Source organism: Asticcacaulis taihuensis, assembly GCF_900100255.1.
GTDB classification, from domain to species: Bacteria; Pseudomonadota; Alphaproteobacteria; order Caulobacterales; family Caulobacteraceae; genus Asticcacaulis; species Asticcacaulis taihuensis.
The window spans coordinates 1-18490 of the sequence record NZ_FMTS01000009.1; the positions used below are offsets into that span (position 1 = coordinate 1).

Here is an 18490-nt window from a genome sequence, read left to right on the forward strand (position 1 = left end):
ACCGGACGGATGCCGACGATTTCGACTTCTTCACCGACCTTCACGATACCGCGCTCGACGCGGCCGGTCACAACCGTACCACGGCCCGAGATCGAGAACACGTCTTCGACCGGCATCAGGAAGGGCTGGTCGATCGGGCGTTCCGGCTGCGGGATGTATTCGTCGACCGTCTTCATCAGGGCCAGGATCGACTGTTCGCCGATTTCCGGGTTGACGCCGTCGGTCGCGGCCTTGGCCGAACCCTTGGTGATGGGGATATCGTCGCCGGGGAACTGGTAGGACGACAAAAGTTCACGGACTTCCATTTCGACCAGTTCCAGCAGTTCTTCGTCGTCCACCAGGTCGACCTTATTCATGTAGACGACCAGGGCCGGCACGCCGACCTGACGGGCCAGCAGGATGTGCTCGCGCGTTTGCGGCATCGGGCCGTCAGCGGCCGAAACGACCAGGATCGCGCCGTCCATCTGGGCAGCGCCGGTGATCATGTTCTTCACGTAATCGGCGTGGCCCGGGCAGTCGACGTGCGCATAGTGGCGGTTCTCGGTTTCGTACTCGACGTGCGCCGTGTTGATCGTGATGCCGCGCGCCTTTTCTTCAGGGGCAGCGTCGATGTCGGCGTAGTTCTTCGCGGTCGCGCCGCCCGACTTCGCCAGAGTGATCGTGATCGCCGCCGTCAGGGTCGTCTTGCCATGGTCAACGTGACCAATGGTGCCGATGTTGCAGTGAGGCTTCGAGCGGTTGAATTTTTCCTTGGCCATATTTCATCTCCGCCGTAGCGGACCTTCATTCGTCAGGGGTTGTTAATGTTGGAGCGGCCCGTAGCACACAAAATGCCACGGGCCAATAGGCATTTGTCAGACGCGCATTTAATCCGAAAAGTGCACAACAGCATAGCAGGACACTTTTCGGAATGCGCTCTGGTTTAGGCGTACTTCTTGATCACTTCGTCGGCGACGTGCTGCGGCACGGGCTCGTAGTGATCATAGACCATCGAGAACTGGGCGCGGCCCTGCGACATACCGCGGAGAGTATTCACGTAGCCGAACATGTTGGCCAGCGGCACGAAGGCGTCGACAACGATGGCGTTGCCGCGCATGTCCTGCCCCTGGATCATGCCGCGACGGCCGTTGAGGTCGCCGATGACCGAACCGAGGTATTCTTCCGGGGTCACGACTTCGACCTTCATGATCGGTTCGAGCAGCTTGGGGCCGCCCTTTTCACGCAGTTCCTTGAAGGCGGCGCGCGAAGCGATTTCGAAGGCAAGGACCGAGGAGTCGACGTCGTGGAACTTGCCGTCCGTGAGGGTCGCCTTGAAGTCGATCAGCGGGAAGCCGGCCAGCAGACCGTTTTCCTTGGCCGATTCCAGGCCCTTTTCGACGCCGGGGATGTATTCCTTCGGCACCGCACCACCGACGATGGCGGATTCAAACACGAAGCCCGAGCCCGGTTCACCCGGTTCGAAGGTCAGCATGACGCGGGCGAACTGGCCCGTACCACCGGTCTGCTTCTTGTGGGTGTAGTCGATCTCGGCCTTGCGGGTGATGGACTCGCGGTAGGCCACCTGCGGCGCGCCGATATTGGCTTCGACCTTGTAGGTGCGCTTCAGGATGTCGATCTTGATGTCGAGGTGCAGTTCGCCCATGCCCTTCAGAATCGTCTGGCCCGACTCGAAGTCGGTCGAAACGGTGAAGGACGGATCTTCGGCGGCCAGCTTGGCCAGGGCGACGCCCAGCTTTTCCTGGTCGGCCTTCGACTTGGGCTCGACGGCGATTTCGATAACCGGCGCCGGGAATTCCATACGTTCCAGGATGACCGGGGACTTCAGCGGATCACAGAGGGTGTCACCCGTGCGGGTGTCCTTCAGGCCAGCCAGGGCGACGATGTCACCGGCATAGGCTTCCTTGATGTCTTCACGGTTATTGGAGTGCATGAGCAGCATACGGCCGACACGCTCGCGCTTGTCGCGCGTCGAGTTCAGCAGGCCCTGGCCGGTTTCCATCTTGCCCGAATAGAGGCGGCAGAAGGTCAGCGAACCGACGAACGGGTCGTCCATGATCTTGAACGCCAGAACCGACAGGGGCTCCTCGTCCGAAGCCTTGCGGGTAACGGGCTCTTCGGTCTTGTAGTCGATGCCTTGCGTGGCCGGGATATCGACCGGCGACGGCAGGTAGTCGACGACGGCGTCGAGCAGGGTCTGAACGCCCTTGTTCTTGAAGGCCGAGCCGCAGAGGATCGGATAGAAGGCGCCGGTGAGGACGGCCTTGCGGATGCACTTCTTGATGACGTCGATCGAAGGCTCATTGCCTTCCAGATAGGCTTCCATGGCTTCGTCGTCGAGTTCGACGGCGTTGTCGATCAGGTACTGACGGGCTTCATTGGCCTTTTCGACCAGGTCAGCCGGGATCGGCTCGTCACGGTAGGAAGCGCCCAGGCCGTCATTGTCCCAGACAACGGCGGTCATGCGGACCACATCGACGAGGCCCTTCAGGTTGGATTCCGAACCGATCGGGAACTGGATCGGCACAGCCTTGGCGCCGAGGCGGTCACGGATCGACTGGACCGACTTGTCGAAATCGGCGCCGATCTTGTCCATCTTGTTGACGAACACAATGCGCGGCACCTTGTACTTGTCGGCCTGGCGCCAGACGGTTTCGGTCTGAGGCTCAACGCCGGCGTTACCATCGAGAACCGTGACGGCGCCATCGAGGACGCGCAGGCTGCGCTCGACTTCGATGGTAAAGTCAACGTGTCCCGGCGTGTCGATGATGTTCAGGCGCTTGCCTTCCCAGAACGCGGTGGTGGCGGCGGAGGTGATGGTGATGCCACGCTCCTGCTCCTGCTCCATCCAGTCCATGGTGGCGGCGCCATCGTGGACTTCGCCGATCTTGTGGCTCTTGCCGGTGTAATACAGAATGCGCTCTGTGGTCGTCGTCTTGCCGGCATCGATGTGGGCCATGATGCCGAAGTTACGATAGTCTTCAATCTTATGACTGCGGGGCATTGGGGAGCCTCAAAAACTTGTTTGTGTTGTCCTGCCGCTTAGCCGCTTGAGGGCACGGTCGGATTTAAAAAATTCGTTGAATTGCAAGCAGCGCGGGCGGTTTAAACCAAACCGCCCGCGCCGAAAAGCAATATTTTTGCGACAGTGAGAACCGGAGCCCTCGCCGTCAATCGCTCTTACCAACGATAATGCGAGAAGGCGCGGTTGGCTTCGGCCATCTTGTGCGTGTCTTCACGCTTCTTGACGGCGGTGCCGCGGTTGTTGGCGGCGTCGAGCAGCTCGGCGGCCAGCTTTTCCGTCATGGTGTTTTCGCCACGCTTGCGGGCGGCGTTGACCAGCCAGCGGATGGCCAGGGCGCGGCGGCGGTCCGGACGGACTTCAACCGGCACCTGGTAGGTCGCACCACCGACGCGGCGCGAACGCACTTCGATCGAAGGGGCAACGTTATCGAGGGCCGTGTGGAAGGTCTCGACGGCGGTCGCGTCCTTCTTCTTGGCTTCCAGGATGTCGAAGGCGCCGTAGATGATGTTTTCAGCAACAGCCTTTTTGCCTTCGTACATGACGTAGTTCATGAACTTGGTGACGACCAGATCACCGAACTTGGGGTCCGGAAGGACGTCGCGCTTCTCTGCGCGGTGACGACGTGACATGTATCTCTATCCTTACTTAGGACGCTTCGCACCGTAGTGCGAACGGCGTTGCTTACGGTTCTTGACGCCTTGCGTGTCGAGCACGCCGCGCAGGATGTGGTAACGGACACCCGGAAGGTCCTTCACGCGGCCGCCGCGGATCAGAACAACGGAGTGTTCCTGCAGGTTGTGGCCTTCACCGGGGATGTAGCACACGGCTTCGATGCCGGAGGTCAGACGCACCTTGGCGACCTTACGCAGAGCGGAGTTCGGCTTCTTCGGGGTCGTCGTGTAGACGCGGGTGCAAACGCCGCGGCGCTGCGGGCAGCCCTTCAGGGCCGGAACCTTGTTGCGAACCGGCTTGGGATGGCGCGGCTTGCGGATCAACTGGTTAATTGTGGGCATCGGATTCGATGGCTTTCTTCTTTATGACCTGTGCCGTTTGGCCGGGCGATCATAGGTTTCAGGAGCTTCCCATAAGGCAAGCGGCTTTTATTCCGGAGGCCGTAGCCGAAACAAACACAAAAGCCGCAACCTGCGCTATGGAGGTTACGGCGGGGACACAGCCCCTGCATATTTTTCGGATCGGGACGCGCTTTTAAGGGCGCACCTCAAAAATGATCCGCGGGCTATATAGGAGAGTCTCAAGGCGGTCAAGCGGCATTAAGACTCTGGTCGTTTCAGCACCGCCATGAGGCGTTTTTCAATGTTCATCGCCGGGTGCAGGACCGTCAGGACTTCGATCCGCTCTTTCACCGAATTGTGGCGATAGACGATCAGGTGACTGCCCACGGCATAGACAAGGAATGGCGGGGGCACGTCCGAGCGGGATCGGCCGAGCGCCGGATTGTCGCCCAACCTATGGGAAGCCTCGAACAGCGTTTCAATATAGCGTCCGGCCTGCGCATCACCCCAGGTTATTGCCGTATAGTCTTCAATCTCTTCGATAACGCACCGCGCTTCTTTCGAGAGAATCCAGTTCACGCGGAGCGGCCCCGACGGACTCGCCCTTGCGCGATTATATCTTCAGCCGTCACGTTTTCGGCCAACTCGCCGTCATCGAGTTGCTTCGCACACAGCGTCAGGTATTCCCACAGCAGACCACGCTCGGTTTGCGCTGAGCGCTTCTGGTCTTCCCGGATCAGATGACGCACATATTCACTGGCGCTGTATTGCCCGCGCTCGGCCTGCCGCTCGATATATTCGCGCATGGACTCAGGCATGGATACATTCAGCGTGGACATGGGCGCCTCCATTCTGAAGCGTAGCATCCGGCCAAAATTTGTCAAATATTGGCCGGATACCTCCTCCCTCAATATACCGGCACGCACTGGGTCAGCATCAGCCGGCGGCTGAGATTGCTGAAATCCTCGCGGCAGAGGGTCGGGCGGGCGGCGTGTTCCATTACGGCCTCGAAAACCTCCTTAGGAGCATTTTCTTTCATGCCGGCCAGCAGCCGAACCCGTTCATCGCGGCTGATCGCCGGAATCATCAGGCGCATGGCCGCCATGGCCTTCTGCGGCGGCAGGCTGCCGACAATGGCGCGTTCCATGGCGTGCAGTTCGCCGTCATCGAACAGCTCCCAAAGCCGGGCATTGTTGAGGGTTTCTTCCTCAAACATATGCTCGAAATCGTGGGCGATGAAGGCACTGTAGGCCAGATAAAGCCGGCGTCCCAGCGCCTCGCGCCTTTCCGGCGCGCTTTCCTGCACGACATTTATGAGTTCTTCCAGCAGGCGGAAATTGTGGCGGTGGCTGTCATGCTGGTGTTGCAGGTCGGTCGTCGCGGCCGGTGCGCGCAGTTCGATGGCCGGATGGATATGCACTTCTTCATGCGAGATATGCGAACTGCCGAAGGACAGAAGCTCGCGCAGGTCTTCCAGCAATGAGGCCAGATCATCGCGGGCAAAATCGGTCTGTCCCAGGCGGATCAGCATCTCGCACTGAGCCTTGCGCAGCGCCTTATGAATATTGGCATACATATCGTAACGCCCGAGCGTGTCGGGGATCGACTGGACAAAATGGGTATGGTTCATGGGGGACTTCCTGTTTGATAATTGCGTTATCCGGATTGACCGAGCCAATAACCTTGCCGCGTTTTTTGCGCTTCCTAAATCGTTCCTAGCCCATGACGCCTATTCCTAAAATTATCCTAAGCGGCTAGAATGCAACCTTTCGGGGATCAGGTCTCGGACATGTCGACACTCATCAGCAGCGAACTGGCGGACTTCATTTCCGGGCCGGTGATGATGGTTGTCTCGACGCGCGATCAGCGCTTCCGCGCCACCATCGGTCGCGGCACCGGGGCCCTGTACGATGAAGCCACGGGCCTGATCGATCTCTTTGTCTGCCGCGCCCAATGGCCGGATGTGGTTGAAAATGCCGCGCCCGGCGGCAAGATCGCCGCCACCTTCGTGCGCCCCACGGACTATCTGTGTTACCAGATCAAGGGCGTGATCGAGGATATCACCCCCGCCACCGAGGCCGAAGCGGCACGCGGTCAGCTCTATGTCGAGCGGATGCTGACCCTGATGGAGGCCCTGGAGGTACGGCGGGCGCAGTTATCGCATTCCCTGTGCGCCAGGGATCTCATGCGCATCGGTTTCCATCCCAGCGATGTGTTCCTGCAAAGCCCCGGCCCTCATGCCGGCGAACGTCTGGCGGGCGTAACGGCATGACCCGGCCCGTTATTCGCCTCGGCGACTTGCGCAACAGTTTTGAAGGCGTGATCCCCTCGATCATCGGCACGATCGACGATGACGGGATGCCGAACATATCCTACCTGTCGCACGTCTATTATATAGACGAAACCCACGTCGCCCTGTCCAACCAGTTCTTTTCCAAGACGGCCGCCAATGTCCGGCGGCTGGGCGTGGCCACGGTGATGGTGGTCGATGCCCTTTCCGGCGCGCAGCACCTGCTCGATCTTCAATTCGAACAGTCCTGTGACAGCGGCGAGGTCTTCGAGCGCATATCCACCCATCTCGATGTCATGAGCCATCTGCGGGGCCATGAAGGGCTGATGAAGCTGAAGAGCGCCGATATCTACCGGGTGACGCAGATCCGTGAAGTGCTGGCCGCCGCCCCGCTGGCGCCGCCCCCCGAACCACGTCCTCACCGCGACCGCATCAGCCATGCCGCCCGTATTATTTCCGCCATCGGTGCGGAAGCAGACAGCGACACCATTCTGGATGCGGCGCTGGATGGCCTGCGCGACGAGATGGCCTTCCGCAATCTTATGGTCCTGTTGCCGAACGAGGATGAAACCGTCCTGACCATGGTGGCAAGCCGGGGCTATGACCGTTACGGCACGGGCGCCGAAGTGCCGGTGGGCACTGGCGTTATCGGCATGACCGCCGCATCGAAACGCCCGGTCCTGATTGCCGACCTGACCCGCGCCCGTCGCTATGCCCGCGCCATCACCGGCGATACGGCGCAAATCCCCCTGCCCGGCCTGGAGGCGCCGCAATGCCAGATGGCTGTGCCCATGATGGCCAAGGGACGGCTGCGCGGCGTCATCTTCGCGGAGTCGGAGCTGTCCTTCGCCTTTACCCATGAAGACGAAGCCGCCCTCGGCCTGATCGCCAACCAGTTGGCGTCCTGTCTCCTGCTGGCAGACCTCCAGGCCCAGGCCGTCCAGCCATCCATTGCCTTGCCCCCCGCCCCGGATACTGACAGCCGTCGGTTCCGGTTTCGTTATTTCCTTCATGATGACAGCGTGTTTATCGATAACGAGTATCTGATCCGCGGCGTGCCCGGCCGGCTGCTTTACTATTTTGTCCGGAAGTTCACCGAAAGCGGCCAGCGCGACTTTTCCAACCGGGAGATCCGCCGCGACTCCTCGCTTCGCCTGCCCGATTTCAAGGACAATCTCGAAACCCGCCTGATCCTGCTGCGACGCCGGCTGGACGAAAAGGCCGGTCCTTTACGCCTCTCCCGGCCCGAACGCGGTCAGGTTCGGCTGGAATTCGACGGCCTGCCGGATATCGAGGTGGTGGGCGCAGCACCTGCCCTGCCGTAACCTCCATATTTCCTCTTTATAAAAATTTGCAGATAAGATTTCTATTTTCTCCATTTCAGCCTTTCTGTTTATGCGTCTTATCGAAGCCCTGCGAAGCCATACCCGTCAGCAACACGAAGCCCTTCACACGCATCCACTGCTGAACGGTCTGTCCAATGCCTCGCTCAGCATGGCTGACTTTCACCGCATCCTGCTCGCCTTCGAAGCCTATTACAGCCATGCCGAAGCCGCCTGCCTGGCCGGCTGGCCGGAAGATGTGCCCAATGCCCCGGTCCTGACTTGGCTCGGCAGCGACCTGGCGCAACATGGACTGACCAGCCAGGCGCAACACATCCCCTTTCTTCACCCGCCGATCGATACGCGTTCGAAACTGGCTGGCTACCTCTACACCAAGCAGGGCTCGACCCTGGGCGGTCATGTCATCAGCCGGCATCTGGAACGGCAGCTTGGCCTCATACCCCGCCTCGATCAGTGGTTCTTCGCTGGTTACGGCCATGACAACGGCCCCAACTGGAAGACATTTACCGCCCATATCGATGCCATGGGCGATGCGCTCGATCCCGACGAGGTGCTGGCCAGCGCACGGCGGGCCTTCGAGACCCTCGCCTGGTTCTGCGACGCCTTCCACGACATGAAGCCAATTCCTCTCCTTCTGAAGACCGAAAACCTGTCATGACTCCCGATCCCCGTATAGAACTCAGTGATGCCGAGCTGGAAGAGGCGCTGAAGGAATGCGCCCGCGAGCCCATTCACATTCCGGGCTCTATTCAGCCCTACGGAATGTTGTTCGTTCTGGAGGGCGACGAACACCGCATCATCCAGGTATCTGACAATGTCCAGCGCTGGCTGCCGCAACTGACAGTCGATACGGTCCTGCACAAGACCCTGGGGGAAATCATAGGCCACGAGCAGGCCGAACAGATCCGCGACATCATCGTCGAGCGCAGCCTGATGCCGATCCAGTCGACCATAATAAAGATAGACGAGATGTGGTTCGACGCCGTGGCGCACCGGGTGGACAACAACATTGTCGTCGAACTTGAGATTGTCGACGACAGGAAGTCGGTCGTCCGTGACTTTTTCTATGACGAACTGCGCGATTTCGCCGTCGGTCTGCGCAATGCCACCACCCTGCCCGATCTCTACGATTTCGTGACGCTGAAAATCCGCGAACTGACCGGCTTTGATCGCGTCAAGCTGTACCGGTTCGATGAAAACTGGAATGGCGAGGTGGTCGGCGAAAACAAGGCCGAATACATGCCGAGCTATCGTGGCCTGCACTTTCCCGCCTCCGATATTCCGGAACAGGCCCGACGGCTCTACATGACCAACTATATCCGCCAGATCGCGGACGTGAACTACGCGCCGGTGCCGATCATCCCGCCCGTACATCCCGATACCGACCGTCCGCTCGATATGAGCTTAAGCGTACTGCGCAGCGTCTCGCCCATCCATGTGCAATACCTGGCCAATATGGGCGTATCCGCCTCCATGTCGATTTCGATCATCCAGGACGGCAAGCTGTGGGGCTTGGTCGCCTGCCACCACAATGTCGGATATCACGTTCCCTATCGTGTGCGCATGGTTTCCGAGATCATGGGGCATATATTCTCGGCGCAACTGTCTTCGATGGAGGGCCTGCGCGACCGCCAGGAGCAGGAAAAGCGCAACCTGATCGTTGAACGCCTGACCGCCGGCCTGAAGACCGATTTCAACCTTGAAGAACTGCTGAAAGGCCGCCAGACCCTGGCGCTCAGCGCGCTGAACGCCACCGGCATGGCGGTCATGACTCGCAAACGGCTGCTGCGCTTCGGCGAGACGCCGCGCGAGGACATCATCCACCAGATCGCCGAATGGGTGCAGGCCCAGACCAGCGGCATCTATCACACCCAGGAAGCCGACAAGGCGTGCGTCGATCATCCCGATCTCTGCCGTCTGAGAGGCGGTTTTCTGGCAGCGCCCATCAGTGTCGCCAAGAAGGATTACATCATCTGGTTCCGCGGCTCGGAGCAGCAGCAGGTCAACTGGGCCGGCGCGCCGGAGAAGGTGCCTGAAAAGACCAGGGCCGGTTACCGGCTGATGCCGCGCGCCTCCTTCGAGCTATGGAAGGAAACCGTCCAGCATCGCTGCAAACCCTGGACCCGTGACGATATCGAGACGGCGCAGAATATCGTGCAGGTCGTGCTGGAAGGCGAGCGCCTCTCGGCCGAACACGCCAATGTCGCCAAGAGTGAATTCCTGGCCAATATGAGCCACGAACTGCGCACCCCGATGAACGCCATCATCGGCATTGTGTCCCTGCTCGATCGCGGTACGCCACTAGATGAAAAACAAAAGAAGCTGCTGAGCGTCCTGCGCCTGTCATCGGATTCGCTGCTCAACCTGATCAATGACCTGCTCGACGTTGCTAAGATCGAAAGTCATGAACTGGTTCTGGAATCGGCGCCGATCAATATCGCCGACATCGTCTCCGAAGTGGGTTCGATCATGAGCGTCAGGGCCTCCGAAAAAGACCTCATGCTCAATATAAAATGCGCCCCGCGCGCCGAACTGCACGTCATGGGCGACACCATGCGCCTGCAACAGATACTGACCAATCTCGTCAGCAACGCGGTCAAGTTCACCGACGAAGGCTTCGTCAATATCCTGGTCCGGAGTGAGAGCGCCGGCGACGACAGGCGCAACATTATCATTGACGTCGTCGATTCCGGCATGGGCATGACACCCAAACAGGCGGAGCGCATCTTCGACAAGTTCATGCAGGCCGATCCGAGCATTTCGCGGCGCTTTGGCGGTACGGGCCTTGGCCTGGCCATTACCAAGCAACTCACCGAACTGATGGGCGGCACCCTCTCCGTTTCGAGCCGCGAGGGGCTCGGCAGCCGCTTCACCGTCGTCCTGCCGCTGGAAGTCCTGCCGCCCCCCAGAATCGAGGCCGCTAATGACGAAATGACCGACGTGGCGCCGCAAGGCGACGCCCGCGGCCGCATCCTGCTGGCCGAGGATTACGAAGGCAATATCATTGTCGCCGTCGCCATGCTCGAAGACCAGGGGTACAAGGTGACCGTGGCGCACAATGGCCAGGAGGCGCTTGATGCCTTGGCGCGCGATACCTTCGACCTGATCCTCATGGACGTCCAGATGCCGGAAATGGACGGTTACGAAGCCACGCGCCGCATCCGGGCCGGCCAGAAGGAAGGGCTGATCCAGGATATCGCCATTGTCGGCGTTACCGCAAATGCCCTGGCGGGAGACCGGCAGAAATGCCTCGATGCCGGCATGGACGACTATATTTCCAAGCCGTTCAGCCCGTTGCAGCTCGACCATATGGTCAGCAAATATCTGTCTCCGCGCTCCGAGATCGCCGAATAGATCAGGTCTGTGCCCGGTCGATCTTACCGCCGGACGTGGCCGCCAATTGCGCCACCAAACGGATCATGGCCGGCCGTTTCCAGTGCGGCAAACGGTCCGCGCACCAAGTTTTGAGCGCCACCGGCAGGGCAGCAGAATCGGCGCCCGGCGCTGCCACGACCTCGGCCACGACAATCTGGCCGGTGATCGGGCTTTTGCGCGCCGATACCCGCGCCAGATCGACCGCCGGATGGGCCAGCAGGACATGCTCCACCTCTTCCGGATAGACCTTGTTGCCGCCGACATTGATCGCGCCGTTTTCGCGGCCGAGGAAAAGACAGCGATCACCGTCAATCTCCACCCGGTCGCCGGTATCGACAAAACCCTCCGCGTCGGCGAATGCTTCCTGCCGGTTGAGATAGGTGGCGCGCGTGTTCCGCGTCCGGACGAACAGGCGCCCGTCAATCACCTTCAGCCGGACGCTGCCCGGCGCGTCTTGCAGATAGCTGAGCGGGAATCCCGGCCGTCCGTCACGCACGGAAAAAGCCGTACCTGCCTCGGTCGATGCATAGATATGCACCACCCGCGCTGACGGATAGGCACGCGCCAAGGCAGACAGAATAACGCCATCGGCGATTTCCCCGCCGAGCGTCACCTGCGCCAGCGGCAGGATTTCGTGACCGGGCGTCATCAGTATCTTGCGCCACAGGGTTGGCGTCGCCGAAAGCGCCGTACAGCCGTTCTGCGCCAGAAATGCCAGTTGCTCAGGCAGTCCCGTTTCGGGCGCCGGCAGCAGCAGGCTGCCGCCCGTTATTCCCTGAAGAAAGACCTGAATCCCGGCAAACCGAGCGATATTGTACATCTGCCCCCAACGCCGGGGCCCGCCGGAAAACAGCTTCGTTGTCCGCGTCAGTGAGGCCAGGCTGTGCGCCACCAGCTTGGGTATTCCCGTCGTGCCGGAGGTGGCGAATATCCATTCGGTTGTTACATGCGGCCTCGCCATCCTATCCGCGCCCTTGCCGGGTTTCGGCGTCTCCCGCCAAATGATCTCCGGACTGTCCTTACCACCTTCAGAAGCCATATCCGTCAGCAGGGCATCGCCGCCAAACTGCGCCAGCAGATCGCGCGCCTCGGCATCGCTCATATCGCTAGACAGCAACAGCAAACGCCCCACCTGTCCGTCTAGGGCGATAATGGCCAGGGCCAGTTTCAACCGATCGGCCAGCCGCACTGCCACCGCATTACAGCTCAAAGCCGCCTGAAGCGCGCCTGCCGTCCTTGCCGTCCTGATATCGGCCACAGACCATTCCCCCGCGGGCGTGATCAGGACCGGCAGGTCCGCCAGACCGGTATCAAGACGGGCATCGAGAAAAGCATCAAGGCTGGATATCGTCATGGGTGAATCCACAAAAGTGCGGTCACCATAGCGCTGATTCTGACTTTTAACAGAATTAGCGCCCGACGATGCGTTCATCCGCCAGGGCGACAATTTCTTCCGCCGCCTCAGCATTGGCGTGGGCCAGCTTTTCGCCCTTCGGCAAGTCGACATTCCGGGTGCGCGCGCGTTCTGCCAGCCGGCTGTATTTCGCCCTCAAGGCTTCCAGCTCGGTTTCGCTCATGTCGTCCATGCCAATGTAGGCGGTATTGGCGGTTTCCACCGCGCGGATCAGTTCATCCAGCTTGAGCTGGATCACCTTGCCGTCGCGGTTCTGGGCATTCTGTACCAGGAAGACCATGAGAAAGGTGACGATTGTGGTGCCGGTATTAATGACCAGTTGCCAGACCTCAGAAAAATGAAACAACGGCCCGCTGATCGCCCAGATCACCACCACACCGATTGCCGTGGCGAAGGCGGGGGCACTTCCCGCCAGGGTCGCCGTCGCCTGGGCAAAGCAGGCAAACCAGCCCTTCTTCTGTACGTCACTCATGGTCAATGCGCCGGATTTGGCGCCTTGGCCCGCGCCAGCCGGCGCAGCGGCAGGGCGACAGCGGCGAGATTATCAATCACGGGCACAGGCGCCTTCTGACCGGCAATCAGGTTTTGCAGAAAAGCAATGCCGGCCGGTCGGGCATCGGCGAAATGGCGGCGGGACCACATGGAAATCTACCTTTCAACGCTTGAGGCACGCGGCCTCTTCCCATCAACAATGCCTTTATGATCATAAGTTTGGCAGACGAAATCCAGATATCGCCATAAGCAGAAGATAAATCCGGCATCCCAATGTTCTGATTTCCGCGTTTAAGGCATCACTATTTTGACACCGCCTGACTTTGATGATAGCGCTGTCATGCATAGATATGCCGAACTCAGATAAATCACGCAAGCATCCGAAATTTTTCCGGACTTGTTGCGAACCATGCGTACAGATAGAAATTAGACAACAGACAGGGGGCGGGCACGCAAGGTGGTAGACAAGTCGGCCAAACGCAATGTGCGGGCCTCCAGTTCGGGGCGTGCAACACTAGACGATATTGCCGCGAAACTCGGCATATCCAGCATTACCGTGTCGAGGGCGTTCCGTAATCCAGGCAAGGTTGCGGAGGAATTGCGCGAACGGATAATCAAGGTAGCCGATGAGCTTGGCTATGTCCGCAACAGAGCCGCAAGCACCCTGGCCTCCGCCCGGTCCATGAATATCGCAGTCATCATCCCCTCCTTAAGCAATGCCGTCTTCGTCGACATACTGAATGGTATCGACAAAATCCTTCGACCGCGCGGATACCAGATGCTTCTGGGTGTCAGCCATTATTCATCGGAGGAAGAAGATGCGCTCGTCCGCGCCTATCTGGCCTTCGACCCGGACGGAATCATTTTGCCAAGCCTGAACTATCGGGAAGCGACGCGGCATCTGCTGGAAAAGACAGGGGTGCCAGTTGTGCATCTCATGGAATTGTCCGACCAGCCGCATGTTCATTGCGTCGGTTTTTCGCAGGAAGCCGCCGGCAAGACGATGACACAACACCTTCTGGCAAAAGGGTATAAGCGCATCGCCTTTGTCGCGTCCCAGCTCGATTCGCGTACGCTGGCCCGCGGCCGCGGCTACCGCGATGCCCTGGTGGAAGCGGGGCTTTATGATCAGAAGCGTGAGCTGATGGTGCCGGATCCGTCATCGATCGCCCTAGGCGGCCGGTTGCTTCAGCGCCTTCTGCAACAGGCGCCCGATACCGACGCGGCCTTTTTCTGCAATGACGACCTGGCGCAAGGCGCGCTTTTCGAATGCGCACGGCAACAGATTTCGGTGCCGGCGCAACTGGCCATCGCCGGCTTCAACGACCTGTCGGCCTCAGCGTCCACGGTGCCTTCGCTGACCACAATCGCCACGCCGCGATTCGATATCGGCGTCCAGGGTGCGAACATGCTCCTGTCTCTCATTGAACATCAAAAGGTAAACCGTTCGACCATCGACCTCGGCTTTGAACTGAAACCTCGTGAAAGCGCCTGAATCCGGCCGGCACCCGTGACAAAATCCGGCAACAATAGGTTCAACTCAGACTTTTTTCAAAAATCGGGTTTGACTCCGGCGAAATTTCACGCATAGTGGCGTTCGCATGACGGCGTTACCATTTGATAGCGCTATCATGTAATAAAATATGACACAGGAAATGCCTCTCGCCTGCCCGTGACCGGTCAGGCTTTTACAAAACCAAACAATGTTAGCGCTGTCATTATGCTTTGAAGGCATAAGACAAAGAACGCTAGGCCATGACGTAAGCGAAGGCGCGAAACTGCCACTCGACAATGTTAGCGCTGTCACAAAACATGGCATTGTTTTTAAACAGGATTGGGAAAGAATATGCACATCTCGAAGCGAAAAATCTTGATCGGATCAGGCTCACTGCTGGCGTTCTGCGCCTTTGCGGGCGCCGTTCTGGCCGCCGAGCCGGCGCCGCAGCAGACTGACAAGCCGGACGACACCACCGTCGTTGTCGTCACCGCCTCACGCATCACCTCGCGGGGCTTCAAGGCCCCCACCCCGACAACCTCCATAAGCACGACGGACATCGCCAATATGGCGCAGCCGAACGTGTTCACCACGATTACGCAACTGCCTTCCCTGCAAGGGTCCAGCGGCGTCGCCACCAATACCTTCAGCACGTCGAGCGGCCAGCAGGGCCTCAGTTCGTTTGCCCTGCGCGGCCTGGGCGTCAGCCGCACCCTGACCCTGCTCGACGGCCAGCGCGTCGTCCCTTCCAATATCGGCACCGGCGCGCCTGACATCAGCCTGTTCCCGCAACTGCTGCTCAAGCGCGTGGACGTGGTCAATGGCGGGGCCTCCGCATCCTGGGGCTCCGATGCCGTCGGCGGCGTCGTCAACTTCATCACCGACAAGAAATTCGAGGGCTTCAAGGCCAATGTCGAGATGGGTGAGACCACCTATGGCGACGACAAGCAGGGTCTGGTCCAGATGGCCTTCGGCAAGTCCTTCCTGGAAGGTAAGCTGCATACCGAATTCGCCGTCGAATACCACAAGGAAGACGGCGTCGAAGCCGGCGACTTTGGCGAGAATGCCGCCAATGGTCGTGACTGGTATCGCAGCTCAACCCTGGTCAACACCGGCATTACCAATAACGGCTCACCACAGTACGTGAACGTGGACCACGCGCAGTCCATCACTTACGGCAAGTACGGCCTTATTACTGCGGGCCCGTTGCAGGGCATCGCCTTCGATCAGAACGGCAATCCCTACAACTTCGTCTACGGTTCGAACGGCGTGCCGCAAAAGGACGCGGCCGGCACGGTCGCGGGCTGTTATATCGGCTTCTGCGTTGGCGGCGACACCTCGGCCAATGTCGGCGTGGGGGCAAGCCTGCAATCGGCCATCACCCGGTCAAACTTCTATAATCGCACCTCGTTCGATCTGAATGAGGACAATGAACTCTACTTCACCATCAACCTCGCCAAGGTCGATACGCACAATCAGCCGAACCCCGGCTTCACCGAGGCGGGCCTGACGATCCAATGCGATAACCCCTACGTTCCGGACGCCATCTCCAACCTGTGCTCAACCAACGGCATAACCCAGTTCAAGTTCGGCACCGTAACCCCCTTCCTGCCGAGCATCCGCGTCAATACCGAGCGCAAGCAGGAACGGTTTGTTGTCGGCGCCGATGGCAAGTTCGAGCTGTTTGGCAGCAACTGGAACTATGACGCCTATTATGAGCACGGTAAGCAGAACTCGGATATCTATGTCCACAATCTCCTGCTGAAGGCCCGCTTTACCGCCGCGATCGATGCGGTCGAAGAGAATGGCGTCATCGTCTGCCGTAATCCGGGGGCCCGTGCCAACGGCTGCCAGCCGATCAATGTCATCGGCAACCAGACCCCGAGCGCCTCGGCCATCGCCTATCTGCAACCCCCTGTCGGCGCCTACCAGAACACGATCCAGACCCAGGACGTGACCGCCCTCAGCGTTTCGGGCGAGCCATTCTCGCTGTGGGCGGGCCCGGTTTCGGTGGCGACCGGCGCGGAATATCGCCGCGAATGGTACAGCGCCGTGGCTGATCCCTACGGCAACGGCACGAGCACACCTTACAGCGCCGACTACCCGTCCGATCCGCTGCTCAGCACCGGCGGCGGCAACTTCTACGCCGGCAACTATCGCAACGGCACCGGCAGCTTCAACGTCATCGAAGCCTTCCTGGAATTCAACGTGCCGCTGCTGAATTCCAATGCCACCGGCCAGCTCAACATGAACCTCGCCGGTCGCGCCGAAAAGTACAGTACGGCAGGCAATGCCGAAGCCTGGAAGGTCGGCTTTACCTGGGATACGCCGCTCAGCGGCCTGCGCTTCCGCACCGTCCGGTCACAGGATGTGCGGGCGCCGAACCTGAACGACCTGTTCGGCCCCACCGTCTCGACAAATCTGCCGAATTTCACCAACCCCTTCACCAACACCACTTTGACCATTTCGCAAAACCAGGGCTCCAACCCTGGCCTCAAACCGGAAATCGCGCAGAACTTCACCTTCGGGGCCGTTCTGTCGAACCCGGACTGGCTGCCCGGTTTCAGTGCCTCGATCGACTATTACGACATCAAGCTGGAGGACGCGATTGCCTCCGGCCCCAACGCTACCCAGCTCGTCCAGTACTGCTTTGACGGCTCCGTGCCGGCGGCCTGTAACGCTTTCGATCTGACCGGCGCCAATCCGTATGTCAATGTCGGCAGCATCAACGCCGCCTCGATCAAGACCAGCGGCGTCGATTACGAACTGAGCTATCAGATGCCCCATCCGCTCGGCTTGCAGGGCAACCTGACCTTGCGCGGCCTGGCGACCAATGTGCATAACTTCACCACTGTGCCGGGCCTGCCGGGCACGATCCCTTCGGAAACGGCCGGGCAGAATTCCGGCGCAACACCTGACTGGAAGGCCCTGTTCGTCCAGACCTATTCAACGCCAACCTACAGCCTGACCCTTCAGGAACGCTGGTTCAGCGACGGCGTGATCGGAACGCAATATGTGGTGTGCAGCTCGGGTTGCCCGGTTTCGACCTCCAACAACCCGACCCTGAACAACAACACGATGCCGGGCGCGACCTATGTCGATCTGGCCGGGTCCTACAACATCAACAAGAATGTCGTGGCCTACTTCAAGATCGACAATCTGTTCAATGTCGATCCGGAACCATCCCCCCAGACCAATACCGGTCTCGATGTAAACCCGGCGCTTTATGATACGCTGGGCCGCTTCTACCACGCGGGCCTGCGCTTCAACTTCTAAAACCGCTCTCCCGGATATCCGCTGCCTGCCTGCGGATATCCGGCCCTGCCCCTTCGGGGGCGTTCTCTCCCCCACTTGGCGCGATATCCTGGCAAGCGTGAGCGCAGCGATATTCGAGCCACATGCTTTCAGGCGGAGCCGTCTCCCTGGGCGCCTGGAAGCATGTCTTTTTCTTCTCATTACACGTCCCTGTCGGGCTCCGAGGTAACGCATTGACACTTTCGACGAAGGCGATCGTCATCATGGGCATCAGCGGGTGCGGCAAATCCACCCTGGGCAACGCATTGGCCGAGGTGACCGGCTACCGGTTCATCGAGGGGGACGATCTTCATGCCCCGGAGAACATCGCCAAGATGTCCGCGGGCATCGCCCTGACGGATGATGACCGGTGGCCCTGGCTGGAACGTGTTGCTGATGTGCTTGGCAGCGCTAATGAAAAATGTGGAGTTATCGTCTCCTGCTCGGCGCTCAAATACGCTTACCGGGATTTTCTGAGGTTCCGGTCGCAGCAGCCTATTCTGTTTGTCTTCCCGAACCTGCCGGTCGAGGTCGTGCGCGCCCGTCTGCGCCACCGCCCTGACCATTACATGCCGCCGAGCTTAGTGGACAGTCAGTTGGCAATACTCGAACCACCCCGGCCGGATGAACGGGTGCTGATCCTGAATGGATCGCCCACCACGGCCCAGTCCGTCAACCTGGTCTTGGGCTATCTCTCGGCCCTGACTGAACTCCCCACCTGATCCATCCCTCCGCTCCGGAATTGAGGTTAC

The 18490-nt window shown here is 59.8% G+C and carries 17 protein-coding genes; 7 read left to right on the forward strand and 10 right to left on the reverse strand.

Features of this window, described 5'->3' with window-relative positions:
• The 7 genes from BLO49_RS16700 to BLO49_RS16735 form a co-directional block, all read right to left on the reverse strand.
• A partial coding sequence (locus BLO49_RS16700) for an elongation factor Tu (protein ID WP_139159670.1) occupies nt 1–758 on the reverse strand: 758 nt, incomplete at its 3' end.
• A gap of 164 nt (nt 759–922) precedes the next feature.
• Nucleotides 923–3001 carry an elongation factor G gene (fusA, locus tag BLO49_RS16705; RefSeq protein ID WP_090650608.1) on the reverse strand — a complete coding sequence of 693 codons (2079 nt, stop codon included), beginning with the start codon at nt 2999–3001 and terminating at the stop codon, nt 923–925.
• A 176-nt stretch (nt 3002–3177) separates the two neighbouring features.
• On the reverse strand, nt 3178–3651 hold the full coding sequence (rpsG, locus tag BLO49_RS16710) for a 30S ribosomal protein S7 (protein ID WP_090650610.1): 474 nt from the start codon (nt 3649–3651) through the stop codon (nt 3178–3180).
• Between the two features lie 12 nt (nt 3652–3663).
• Nucleotides 3664–4035: a 30S ribosomal protein S12 gene (gene rpsL / locus BLO49_RS16715; RefSeq protein ID WP_090650612.1), complete on the reverse strand. Its 372-nt coding sequence runs from the start codon at nt 4033–4035 to the stop codon at nt 3664–3666.
• 258 nt (nt 4036–4293) lie between these two features.
• The gene (locus tag BLO49_RS16725) at nt 4294–4614 is read right to left on the reverse strand and encodes a type II toxin-antitoxin system RelE/ParE family toxin (RefSeq protein ID WP_090650614.1); all 321 of its coding nucleotides are present in this window, start codon (nt 4612–4614) and stop codon (nt 4294–4296) included.
• On the reverse strand, nt 4611–4874 hold the full coding sequence (locus tag BLO49_RS16730; protein WP_090650690.1) for a ribbon-helix-helix domain-containing protein: 264 nt from the start codon (nt 4872–4874) through the stop codon (nt 4611–4613). Before BLO49_RS16730 ends, BLO49_RS16725 begins: the two co-directional genes overlap by 4 nt.
• 68 nt (nt 4875–4942) lie before the next feature.
• Nucleotides 4943–5665, reverse strand: a complete 723-nt coding sequence (locus tag BLO49_RS16735) for a hemerythrin domain-containing protein (protein WP_090650615.1) — start codon at nt 5663–5665, stop codon at nt 4943–4945.
• A 159-nt stretch (nt 5666–5824) separates the two neighbouring features.
• Between BLO49_RS16735 and BLO49_RS16740 the strand changes: the two genes are divergently transcribed.
• The 4 genes from BLO49_RS16740 to BLO49_RS16755 all read left to right on the forward strand — a co-directional run bounded on the left by BLO49_RS16740 (nt 5825) and on the right by BLO49_RS16755 (nt 11022).
• Nucleotides 5825–6307 carry a hypothetical protein gene (locus tag BLO49_RS16740; RefSeq protein ID WP_220083765.1) on the forward strand — a complete coding sequence of 161 codons (483 nt, stop codon included), beginning with the start codon at nt 5825–5827 and terminating at the stop codon, nt 6305–6307.
• Nucleotides 6304–7650, forward strand: coding sequence for a GAF domain-containing protein (locus BLO49_RS16745; RefSeq protein ID WP_090650619.1), 1347 nt, complete (start codon nt 6304–6306; stop codon nt 7648–7650). Before BLO49_RS16740 ends, BLO49_RS16745 begins: the two co-directional genes overlap by 4 nt.
• Before the next feature lie 70 nt (nt 7651–7720).
• A complete protein-coding gene (locus BLO49_RS16750) occupies nt 7721–8326 on the forward strand; it encodes a biliverdin-producing heme oxygenase (protein WP_090650620.1) in 606 nt (201 codons plus the stop codon).
• A complete protein-coding gene (locus BLO49_RS16755) occupies nt 8323–11022 on the forward strand; it encodes an ATP-binding protein (RefSeq protein ID WP_090650622.1) in 2700 nt (899 codons plus the stop codon). Before BLO49_RS16750 ends, BLO49_RS16755 begins: the two co-directional genes overlap by 4 nt.
• A 1-nt stretch (nt 11023) precedes the next feature.
• Here BLO49_RS16755 and BLO49_RS16760 read toward each other — a convergent pair whose 3' ends face one another.
• The 3 genes from BLO49_RS16760 to BLO49_RS18465 are packed head-to-tail and all read right to left on the reverse strand — an operon-like array spanning nt 11024 to nt 13099.
• The gene (locus tag BLO49_RS16760; RefSeq protein WP_170828378.1) at nt 11024–12397 is read right to left on the reverse strand and encodes an ANL family adenylate-forming protein; all 1374 of its coding nucleotides are present in this window, start codon (nt 12395–12397) and stop codon (nt 11024–11026) included.
• Nucleotides 12398–12452: 55 nt separating this feature from the next.
• Nucleotides 12453–12929 (reverse strand): low affinity iron permease family protein, encoded by a 477-nt coding sequence (locus BLO49_RS16765; protein ID WP_090650625.1) that lies wholly within the window; start codon nt 12927–12929, stop codon nt 12453–12455.
• Between the two features lie 2 nt (nt 12930–12931).
• Nucleotides 12932–13099 (reverse strand): hypothetical protein, encoded by a 168-nt coding sequence (locus BLO49_RS18465; protein WP_170828379.1) that lies wholly within the window; start codon nt 13097–13099, stop codon nt 12932–12934.
• A 307-nt stretch (nt 13100–13406) separates the two neighbouring features.
• Between BLO49_RS18465 and gntR the strand changes: the two genes are divergently transcribed.
• From gntR to BLO49_RS16780, 3 genes are all read left to right on the forward strand, one after another.
• The gene (gntR, locus tag BLO49_RS16770; protein ID WP_090650627.1) at nt 13407–14444 is read left to right on the forward strand and encodes an HTH-type transcriptional regulator GntR; all 1038 of its coding nucleotides are present in this window, start codon (nt 13407–13409) and stop codon (nt 14442–14444) included.
• A 351-nt stretch (nt 14445–14795) separates the two neighbouring features.
• Nucleotides 14796–17720, forward strand: a complete 2925-nt coding sequence (locus BLO49_RS16775; RefSeq protein WP_090650629.1) for a TonB-dependent receptor domain-containing protein — start codon at nt 14796–14798, stop codon at nt 17718–17720.
• 212 nt (nt 17721–17932) lie between these two features.
• Entirely contained in the window at nt 17933–18460 is a 528-nt protein-coding gene (locus BLO49_RS16780) for a gluconokinase (protein WP_245679076.1), read from the forward strand.
• The last annotated feature ends 30 nt before the right edge of the window (nt 18461–18490 follow it).